Here is an 8,367-nt window from a genome sequence, read left to right on the forward strand (position 1 = left end):
CACCGGTGCCGCCCCGGCGGCACGACTGCCCGCAGCTAAGCCGGCTAAGACCGCCCACGCCGCCGTACCTGCCAGATTGCTGCCGCGCCCAGTACCGCCACTACGGCGATTCCCCCCACCAAACCGAGGGACGGGCCGCCGTCCGAGGTGTGCTTCTTCTCTGCGGTCGGGGGCTGCTTCTTCGACAGCTGCTCTCCGCAACCCTTCTCCGGGTAACCCGAGATGGCGCACAGGAGGGCGTTCGTGTCGTAGCGCAACGGCTTGGCCACTGCTGCCAGGGCCTCGGCCGTTGTCGCGTCGGGGGAGACCCGGGCGCAGGCCGTTCGGGCAGGGGGCGGCGTCTCGCCGGGCGGGGCGTCCGTCGGCGTGCCGAAGTCGAGGAGCAGAGCCACTCGCTTCCTGCCGTCCTGCGCGGGCGTCTTGGCGCAGATCGTCGTGAAGTCGGCCTCGCCGCGCGGTCGGGCCGCGTCCCCGGAGTCCTCGCTCACCGCGAAACGGAAGCCCTGGACGTCGCCGTCCGAGGGGCGGGCGGTGGACGGGCCCTGGGTGGCGTAGACCCAGTGGTCGCCGTCGCGGTCCCAGAACGACCAGTACCGGTAGCCGGCGGCCTGGGCCTGGCCCGCTCCCGCGCACAGCAGGAGCGAGGCCAGGAGAAGGAGAACGGCTCGGCGGATCACGGCTGCTGCCTGTTCCTGCGGCCGCTGAAGAGGAAGCCGATGCCGACGCCGGCGACGAGGCAGACACCGACGTACCACCAGACGCCGAAGACGTCCGAGCCCGAGTCGCTCTTCTCCTCCGCCGCTCGGGTCTTCCCGGCGGTCTGCGGGGCCGGGCCGGTCGCGTTCAGCTGCTTCACCAGGTCGGTGCCGCCGAAGTCGCGCGGGTTGGTGCCCGTCGCGTGGGCGGCGAAGATGAGCTGGGCGTAGGCGGCGGGGCCGTTCTGGGCGGCCCACGGGGCGGAGTTCTTCTCCAGCCAGCGCAGGGGCTTCTCCGCCTGCCCGGTGTCGCCGTGCGCGGCGAGCGCGACGACCGCGTCGGCGGTGTTGCCGTGGTCGGGCTGGGGGTCCGAGCCCGCGAGGGCCGAAGTGAGGTGGCCGTCCTCGGCGAGCGTCCTGGTGAGGTAGGCGGCTCCGTTGGCCGCGGCCTGCTCAGGCGTCTTCTCGTCCGCGCAGGTCTCGCCCTTCGCCGCCCCGGTCGCCTCCGTCTTCTCGGCGGGCTTCACCACCATGCCCTTGCCCAAGGCGCCCAGCACGCCCGCCGCCGTGGCGTCCGCGTTGGCGGCGAGCTCGCCCTTCTTGTCCGGCTGGAACGCGAAGGCGCCCGCGTCGTCGCCGTCACAGGCGAGGGCGAGCGTCAGCAGCGCGTCGTAGGGCGACTTGCCGCCCTTCTCGACCTGTTCCGGCTTCTCGCCGGCGGCGGTCAGCGCGCCGATGACGACGGACGTGGAGTTGGTGTCGCTGGCGCCGCCGGGCGTGTAGCCCCAGCCGCCGTCCTTGTTCTGGACGGACTTCAGCCAGGCGACGGCCTTGCCGGTGACGGCGTCGTGCCCGCCGAGGGCGGTGAGCGCCTGTACGGCGGCGGCCGTCTGGTTCGTGTCGACCATGGTCTTGGCGTCGCACGCGGTGGTCGGGTCGGCGCGGTACGGGGCGAAGGAACCGTCCGCGCACTGCTGGCGCACCAGCCACTGCACGGACTTCGCCGCGGGCTTCACGCCCACCGTGTGCTGCGCGAGGAGGGCGAGCGACTGGCGCCAGACGCCGTCGTACCGGGGGTCCTTGTCGCCGTACAGGGCGGAGGGGAAGGCCTGGGACGGGGAAGGGGACGGGGCGGCGGCGGCCGGCGGGGCGGCGCAGATCACGGCGACGGCGGCGAGGACCGCGGCGCTGCGGCGGACGTTCATGATCGGCGGGTGCCTCTCCCTGCGGGGGAGCCGGGCAGCACGGGGCACCCCCGGCGGCTCGGCTCCGTATACCTCGACGGTGCCGTGCACCGGCGGGCTGCCGGGCACGTGAGCCGGTCACGAACCGTACGGGGCGATCCGGCTCACCGCCTCGACGGCAGTTCACGGTTGCGGGTCAGCGCCGGAATTGCACCGGCTTTCCCCCGTACGGGTGTGATGACGACCCGCTTACTGTACCCGCACGTCCAGAACGGGCTGAGGGGTGCCGGGGGCCGGAGTACCTTCGGCGCATGCCGCCGACACCACCGGGACGACTGCTCGGCTCGGGCCGCCGCGCCGACGTGTACGAGATCGACGGGGCGTGGGTGCTGCGGCGTGAACGGGAGGGCGGGGGAGACGCGGCGGGCGAGGGCGCGGTGATGGAGCACGTGCGCGCCCACGGCTACCCGGTGCCCCGGGTCCGTCCGACCGGCTCGCGCACGGACCTGGTGCTGGAACGGCTCTCCGGCCCGACCATGCTCCAGGCCTGCCTGGCGGGCACGCTGGACCTGACGGAGGCGGGCTCGCTCCTCGCCCGGCTGCTGCGCAACCTCCACACCATCCCCGCCCTGCGCTCCACCGGCCCGGCCGTCCGCGTCCTGCACCTGGACCTGCACCCGGAGAACGTGATCCTGACCCCCGACGGTCCCCGCGTCATCGACTGGTCGAACACGGAGGAGGGCGACCCGGCCCTGGACTGGGCGGCGTCCGCCGTCATCCTCGCCCAGGCCGCCGTCGCCGGTGACCACCTCTCCAGCCCGGCCCGCACCATGCTGACCGCCCTCCTCGCCGGCCCGTCCCCCCTCACCCGGCCCGCCCTCACCGAGGCCCTGCGCCGGCGGTCCGCCAACCCGACCATGAGCCGGGCCGAAGTCGAACTACTCGGAAAGGCCGAGGAGTTGATGCTGTCTCAGGGGGGAACGCGTCGGCGAACAAGCTAACGTGGGCCTCCACGACCACACGCAGGAGCGTCCATGAGTGATCAGGTGGGGAACTCCGGGCAGGAGCCGCTTCCCAAGATCGACACCTCCGTGCCGCACTCGGCCCGGATCTGGAACTACTGGCTGGGCGGAAAGGACAACTACGAAGTCGACCGTGTGGCCGGTGACGCGTTCCGCGAGATCTTCCCGGGTATCGAGACCGGAGCCCGCGCCGCCCGCTACTTCCTCGCCCGAGCCGTCCGCCATCTCGCCGCCGAGGAGGGCATCCGCCAGTTCCTGGACATCGGCACCGGGCTGCCCAACGTGGACAACACCCACCAGATCGCCCAGGGGGTGGCCCCGGACAGCCGGATCGTCTACGTCGACAACGACCCGCTGGTGCTGGCCCACGCCCGCGCGCTGCTCACCAGCACCCCGGAGGGCGTCACCAACTACGTCGACGCCGACCTGCGCGAGCCGAGCACGATCATCCGGGAAGCCGGCAAGACGCTGGACTTCGACCAGCCCGTCGCCCTCATGCTGATGGGCATCCTGGGCCACATCGAGGACCACGACGAGGCATGCGCGATCGTGCGGCAGCTGGTGGACGCCCTGCCCTCCGGCAGCTACCTCGTCCAGTACGACAGCACCGACACCAGCGATGACTACGTCCGGGCCATCCAGCAGTACAACGACGGCGGTTCGATCCCGTACATCCTGCGCAGCCCCGAGCAGATCGCCCGCTACTTCGACGGTCTGGAACTGCTCGAACCGGGCGTGACGTCCTGCTCGCGCTGGCGCCCCGACGCCGCGGCCCTGGATCTCCCCGCGGAGGTGCACCAGTACGGCGGTGTCGCCCTGAAGCGCTGATCAGGTCTCCTGGAGGACGCGGTGGAGAATGGTCGGAGTCTCGTCCGGTGACTCGGCTTCGACCACCAGCCGGTTCATCGCGTCCCAGTAGCACTCGATCTCGGCGGGCCGGTCGGGATAGAGCGCGGTGGTGAGCTGTTCGAGGTAGACCACGTCCGGCAACTCACCACCGGGCAGGCGCAGAATCGTGACCGGGCCGCCCTCCGCGGCGTGGCCGCCGACGCGGAACGGCAGGATCTGCACCGTGACCTGAGGAAGCCGGCAGATGTCGATGAGATGCCTGAGCTGTGCGCGCATGACGGCGGCGCCGCCCACCGGGCGCCGCAGCGCCGCCTCGTCGATCACGGCCCACAGCCGGGTCGCCGGCTGCCGGTGCAGGATCCGCTGGCGGGTCATCCGCAGCGCGACCCGGCGGTCCATCTCCTGCGCACCGGCGTCCGGGTGGGCGAGCCGGATGGAGGCCCGCGCGTAGTCGGCGGTCTGGAGCAGCCCGGGAACGCGCTGGACCTGGAAGCAGCGGATGACGCTCGCCGCCTGTTCGGCGCCGAGGTACATCTGCATCCAGGCGGGCACCACGTCGCTGTAATACTGCCACCAGGCCGGGGTGTTGGCCTGCTCGGCCAGCGCCAGCAGGGTCGCGCGCTCGGCCTCGTCCGTGACGCCGTAGAGCGTGAGCAGATCGGCGACGTCCCGCAGCTTGAACCCGTGCCGACCCGCCTCCATCCGGCTGATCTTGGACGAGGAGGCCCGGATGACATGCCCCGCGTCCGCCCGGCCGATGCCCCGCTCCTCGCGCAGTCGCCTGAGCCGGGCACCCAGCACCAGCCGCGGCACCATGGGCCCGGCCGACCTGCTGTCCAGGGCTCCGCTGCCGGATGTCGTACGAGCGGCCTCTTCGGTGCCCATGGGCGTGTCTCCTTGCGGTGGAACGCAACTCCGCAGGCCTGCGAGCGCCGCGGCACATTCATCCTAGGGGCCCTGCCCGGACGCCATCCGGCTTACGCCGAAGGCGAGTTGGCCCGCGGGGTGGCTCCGCCGAAGGGAAGGTGCAGCGTCCGGGAGGCGAGCAGCCAGGTGCCGTCGGCCCTGTGGAACGTGTCCTCGTAGTGCCCGACCTGGACCGGCGGCCCGGCCGGGACGACCCCGCCCTCGTAGCCGTCGACGCGGTACGTCGTGAAGTACGAGATCGCCTCGGCCGTGTCCGGGGACGCCACCCTGACCAGGACGTTGGACATCAGGCGGCGGGACAGCCGGTCGGCGGGGCGGGAGCCGAAGTAGGCGCGCAAGGCGTCACGCCCCTTGATCAGCCGCCCGTCCTCCGGCCACGTCCAGACACCGTCCTCGGTGAACAGGTCGGCGACGGAGGAGGGTTCGCCGAGGTCGAGCCGGTGCACGAAGTCGGTGATCAGGCGCTCGCAGGCGCGTTCGGCGAGGAGGCGTTCCATGGCGTCCATGGGGCTTTCCTAGCACCCCGGCGTCCCGGCGCCGCCGGGTTTGCCACCTCATTGCACCGCTACATACGTCACCGGATCACTCCCCGGCACCGCCTCCGCCCGGCCCGCCTTGACCAGCCGGCGCAGGTGGGACTCGGCCTCCGAGACGGCGATGGTGCGGGAGCCGTGGGGGATGTCGGCCCAGGGGCGGTTCCACTCCATGCGTTCGGCGAGCTGCCAGGGGGTGAGCGGCTCGGCGAGGAGGGTCAGCAGGTCCGTGAGGCGGGCCTCGTGGTGGGCGAGCAGTTCGCGGACGCGGGCGGCGGCGTCGGGGAACGGGTGCTGGTGGGCCGGCAGCACCTCGGCGGGGGCCAGGCGGCCCACGCGTTCGAGGGAGTCGAGGTAGTCGCCCAGGGGGTCGGTGACGGTGGTGTCGTCGGGGTCCTCGTAGAGACCGATGTGCGGGGTGATCTCGGGCAGCAGGTGGTCGCCGGAGAACAGGCGGCCGTGGCCGTGGAGCCGGGCGGGGTGGGTCTCCTCCAGGTGGAGGCAGACGTGGCCCGGCGTGTGCCCCGGGGTCCAGATCGCGCGCAGGCGGCGGCCGGGGAGGTCGAGGAGTTCGCCGGGGAGGATGTCGCGGTCGGGCAGGGCGGGGGAGAGGCCCGGCAGGGTGCGGTGCCGGGCCGCGCGCAGCGGGGCGATGTGCTCCTCCGGGGCACCCGCGGCGGCGAGCTTGGCCGTCATGTACGAGAACCAGCTCTCGGGGCGGGCCTCCCGGGTCCGCCGTACGACCGCGGTGTCCGCCGCGTGCATCGCTATCCACGCGCCCGACGCCTCACGGACCCGGCCGGACAGGCCGTGGTGGTCCGGGTGGTGGTGGGTGACGACCACGCCGTGGATCTCGGCGACCGAGGTGCCGCACGCCGTGAGGCCGGACGCGAGGGTGTCCCAGGACGCCGGGTCGTCCCAGCCGGTGTCGATCAGCACCGGGCCCCGGTCGGTGTCGACGACGTACACCAGCGTGTGGCCGAGGGGGTTGTCCGGGATGGGGACCCGCAGGGACCGGACGCCTCCGCCGTGGTCGTACACCGCCGGTATGGGCTCGCGGTCCTGGCTGCTCTTCATCTGCCCTCCGTTCCACGGCCATTGCCCACTATAACGAGAACTGGTATCAGTTCCTGAAACACCGTCAGATATGAAGGCAGTCGGCCATGACAGAGCTCGTGGAACACGGAAAGCTGTTCGTCGGCGGGGAGTTGACCGACCCCCTGGGCGAGGACGTCATCGAGGTGATCTCGCCGCACACGGAAGAGGTCATCGGGCGCGTCCCGCACGCCTCGACGGCGGATGTGGACCGGGCCGTGGGGGTGGCCCGGCGGGCCTTCGACGAGGGCCCCTGGCCGCGCATGAGCCTCGACGAGCGGATCGAGGTCGTGAGCAGGATCAAGGACGGGATCGCCGCCCGGCACGACGAGATCGCCCGCGTGATCTCCGGCCAGAACGGCTCGCCGTACTCCTGGAGCGTCCTCGCCCAGGCCCTCGGCGCCGTCATGGTCTGGGACTCGGCGATCACCGTCGCCCGGAACTTCACGTACGAGGAGCGGCGCGACGGCGTGCTCGGCCGCATCCTCGTCCGGCGCGAGCCCGTCGGGGTCGTCGCCGCCGTCGTCCCCTGGAACGTCCCGCAGTTCGTCGCCGCCGCCAAGCTCGCCCCCGCCCTGCTCACCGGCTGCACGGCCGTGCTCAAGCCCTCGCCCGAGTCGCCGCTGGACGCGTACCTGCTCGGCGAGATCGCGAGGGAGGCCGGGCTGCCCGAGGGCGTGCTGTCGATCCTGCCCGCCGACCGGGAGGTGAGCGAGTACCTGGTCGGGCACCCCGGCGTCGACAAGGTGTCCTTCACCGGCTCCGTCGCGGCCGGCAAGCGCGTGATGGAGGTCGCCGCCCGCAACCTCACGCGCGTGACGCTCGAACTGGGCGGCAAGTCGGCGGCCGTCGTCCTGCCCGACGCGGACGTCGAGACGGCCGTGGCGGGCATCGCGCCCGCGGCCTGGATGAACAACGGCCAGGCCTGTGTCGCCCAGACCCGCGTCCTCCTCCCGCGCTCCCGCTACGACGAGTTCGCCGACGCCCTCGCCGCGGCGGCGGGCGCGCTGGTGGTCGGCGACCCGCTGGACCCCGCCACCCAGGTGGGCCCGCTGGTGGCGCGCCGGCAGCAGCAGCGCAACCTCGACTACATCCGCATCGGCCAGGAGGAGGGCGCGAAGATCCTGACCGGCGGTGGACGTCCGGCGGGCCTCGACCGCGGCTGGTACGTCGAGCCGACCCTCTTCGGCGACGTCGACAACTCCATGCGCATCGCCCGCGAGGAGATCTTCGGCCCGGTGATCTGCTTGCTGCCCTACGACGACGAGTCCGACGCCGTGAAGATCGCCAACGACTCCGACTACGGACTGAGCGGCAGCGTGTGGACGGCGGACGTCGAGCACGGCATCGAGATCGCCCGGCAGGTCCGTACGGGCACGTACTCGGTCAACACCTTCAGCCTGGACATGCTGGGCCCCTTCGGCGGCTACAAGAACTCGGGCCTGGGGCGGGAGTTCGGGCCCGAGGGGTACGGCGCGTACCTGGAGCACAAGATGATCCACCTCCCGGCGGACGCGTAGCGATGGGCGACCGCTGGCACGTGGAGGTCGACCGCTCCCTGTGCATCGGCTCGGCCCAGTGCCTCCACCACGCGCCGGACGGCTTCCGCCTGGACTCCGCCCGGCAGTCCCATCCGGCCGACCCGGACACGGACGCGAACGAGCGGGTGCTGGCGGCGGCGGAGAGCTGCCCGGTGGAGGCGATCACGATCACGCTGGAGGACAGCGGGGAGCCGGTGTTCCCACCGGAGGAGTAGGCCCAGCCGTCACATCCCCGTCACCCGCCCGAAGGCCGGGGCAGGCGGGAAACGCCGACAGGGTCGGCGGGGCGGCTGGTTCGGGGTGCTGGTTCCGGTTCCCGTCTGGGGTCGGTGGGGTGGCTGGGTCGGGCACGTCTGGGACCGGCGGGGCGGCTGGTTCGGGGTCCGTTTTGGGACCGGCGGAGCGGCCGGTTCGGGAGCCCGTCAGGCGCCGGTGGGGTGGAGGGTCGGGGCCCTGTCAGGGCCCGGTGGGGTGGCTGGTTTGGGTTCCCGGTCTGGGTCCGGTGGGGTGGCTGGTTCGGG

General features: G+C 72.5%; 9 protein-coding genes and 1 riboswitch. Of the genes, 4 read left to right on the forward strand and 5 right to left on the reverse strand.

The genetic code is table 11. The annotated features are described in order from the left end of the window. Positions 1-44: 44 nt before the first annotated feature. Complete coding sequence (locus GTY47_RS19080; RefSeq protein ID WP_010049168.1) at positions 45-677, reverse strand: SCO2322 family protein; 633 nt, start codon at positions 675-677, stop codon at positions 45-47. Beyond that, a complete protein-coding gene (locus tag GTY47_RS19085) occupies positions 674-1,900 on the reverse strand; it encodes a prenyltransferase/squalene oxidase repeat-containing protein (RefSeq protein ID WP_010049169.1) in 1,227 nt (408 codons plus the stop codon). Before GTY47_RS19085 ends, GTY47_RS19080 begins: the two co-directional genes overlap by 4 nt. 112 nt (positions 1,901-2,012) lie before the next feature. Then, a riboswitch (cobalamin riboswitch) is annotated at positions 2,013-2,144 on the reverse strand. Positions 2,145-2,190: 46 nt separating this feature from the next. Here GTY47_RS19085 and GTY47_RS19090 point away from each other — a divergent pair. Together GTY47_RS19090 and GTY47_RS19095 are read left to right on the forward strand one after the other, a co-directional pair. Further along, positions 2,191-2,880: a phosphotransferase gene (locus GTY47_RS19090; protein ID WP_010049170.1), complete on the forward strand. Its 690-nt coding sequence runs from the start codon at positions 2,191-2,193 to the stop codon at positions 2,878-2,880. A gap of 33 nt (positions 2,881-2,913) precedes the next feature. Further along, a complete protein-coding gene (locus GTY47_RS19095) occupies positions 2,914-3,729 on the forward strand; it encodes an SAM-dependent methyltransferase (protein WP_010049171.1) in 816 nt (271 codons plus the stop codon). Here GTY47_RS19095 and GTY47_RS19100 read toward each other — a convergent pair whose 3' ends face one another. From GTY47_RS19100 to GTY47_RS19110, 3 genes are all read right to left on the reverse strand, one after another. Next, positions 3,730-4,635 (reverse strand): helix-turn-helix transcriptional regulator, encoded by a 906-nt coding sequence (locus tag GTY47_RS19100; RefSeq protein ID WP_050810357.1) that lies wholly within the window; start codon positions 4,633-4,635, stop codon positions 3,730-3,732. A 92-nt stretch (positions 4,636-4,727) separates the two neighbouring features. Next, complete coding sequence (locus GTY47_RS19105; RefSeq protein ID WP_010049173.1) at positions 4,728-5,183, reverse strand: nuclear transport factor 2 family protein; 456 nt, start codon at positions 5,181-5,183, stop codon at positions 4,728-4,730. A 48-nt stretch (positions 5,184-5,231) separates the two neighbouring features. Then, a complete protein-coding gene (locus GTY47_RS19110; protein WP_029181826.1) occupies positions 5,232-6,260 on the reverse strand; it encodes an MBL fold metallo-hydrolase in 1,029 nt (342 codons plus the stop codon). A gap of 113 nt (positions 6,261-6,373) precedes the next feature. On the opposite strand from GTY47_RS19110, the gene GTY47_RS19115 reads away from it, so the two are divergent. Beyond that, positions 6,374-7,825 (forward strand): aldehyde dehydrogenase, encoded by a 1,452-nt coding sequence (locus GTY47_RS19115; protein ID WP_010049176.1) that lies wholly within the window; start codon positions 6,374-6,376, stop codon positions 7,823-7,825. A gap of 2 nt (positions 7,826-7,827) precedes the next feature. Beyond that, a complete protein-coding gene (locus GTY47_RS19120; RefSeq protein ID WP_010049179.1) occupies positions 7,828-8,061 on the forward strand; it encodes a ferredoxin in 234 nt (77 codons plus the stop codon). The last annotated feature ends 306 nt before the right edge of the window (positions 8,062-8,367 follow it).

The organism is Streptomyces sp. SID5464 (genome assembly GCF_009862985.1).
Lineage (GTDB): Bacteria > Actinomycetota > Actinomycetes > Streptomycetales > Streptomycetaceae > Streptomyces > Streptomyces chartreusis_D.

Coding starts and splice junctions, on each gene's coding strand:
- GTY47_RS19100 (WP_050810357.1), bottom strand. CDS start 4,635: ATGGGCACCGAAGAGGCCGCTCGTACGACATCCGGCAGCGGAGCCCTG.
- GTY47_RS19105 (WP_010049173.1), bottom strand. CDS start 5,183: ATGGACGCCATGGAACGCCTCCTCGCCGAACGCGCCTGCGAGCGCCTG.
- GTY47_RS19120 (WP_010049179.1), top strand. CDS start 7,828: ATGGGCGACCGCTGGCACGTGGAGGTCGACCGCTCCCTGTGCATCGGC.
- GTY47_RS19090 (WP_010049170.1), top strand. CDS start 2,191: ATGCCGCCGACACCACCGGGACGACTGCTCGGCTCGGGCCGCCGCGCC.
- GTY47_RS19115 (WP_010049176.1), top strand. CDS start 6,374: ATGACAGAGCTCGTGGAACACGGAAAGCTGTTCGTCGGCGGGGAGTTG.
- GTY47_RS19085 (WP_010049169.1), bottom strand. CDS start 1,900: ATGAACGTCCGCCGCAGCGCCGCGGTCCTCGCCGCCGTCGCCGTGATC.
- GTY47_RS19095 (WP_010049171.1), top strand. CDS start 2,914: ATGAGTGATCAGGTGGGGAACTCCGGGCAGGAGCCGCTTCCCAAGATC.